At 45.9% G+C, this 733-nt stretch carries 1 protein-coding gene; it reads right to left on the bottom strand.

What is annotated here, in order from left to right:
• A partial coding sequence (gene mraW / locus GAC_RS04940) for a 16S rRNA (cytosine(1402)-N(4))-methyltransferase (RefSeq protein WP_241760172.1) occupies positions 1–448 on the bottom strand: 448 nt, incomplete at its 3' end.
• Positions 449–733: the final 285 nt, after the last annotated feature.

A 733-nucleotide genomic window follows, 5' to 3' on the forward strand; every position in this document is an offset into this window, starting at 1 on the left:
CGACCCTCCTAGAGTACCTCTCCCCTCCATACTGGTAAATCACATCCGCCATTTCCTTTTCCGGCACCGTGTTTACAAACATTGCCGCATCTCTTAAGGCAGAAGAGCACATGCGCATATCTAAAGAGCCACTGTTCATGAATGAAAATCCCCTGCTAGCATCAGCAAGCTGCATCGCTGATGTGCCTAAATCGAAGACCACGCCGTCTACTTTATCAACCCCGAAAGAAAGCACTACCTCTCTCAGTTTACTGAATCTGCTAATCGCGAGGTTAAGCCTACCCGGAAAGCTCTGCAGCAATTCATCGAAGTATTTTTTGACGACTACATCCTGGTCGATAGCATATACAACACACTGAGCCGTTTCTAATATTCTTCTGCTGTATCCGCCGCCGCCAAAAGTTGCGTCAACATATACACTTCCATCTTTTGGAGATAAAGCTTCCACAACCTCGTTCAATAGTACAGGCTTGTGTACCATTCCACTTCACAGTTCGTTCTTACGGTACAATAATCGTCGTTTGCTAGCCACTATTCAAATCTTTTTTGGGATACGGCCTACCAAGGCTTTTTAGATCATATGCATAGTGAATACCCATTCGGCAAAACTGACCACGGCTCAGCTCATGAGGGAGTATGTTAATACGGCACTTCACGCACAACCGGTCGCGCTGTTTCNGTATACGTCGCTTTCCGAATTATGAGATCTAACTTCTGATCATGCTCGGCAACA

This window comes from Anaplasma marginale str. Florida (assembly GCF_000215485.1).
In the GTDB taxonomy this organism is placed as follows: Bacteria; Pseudomonadota; Alphaproteobacteria; order Rickettsiales; family Anaplasmataceae; genus Anaplasma; species Anaplasma marginale.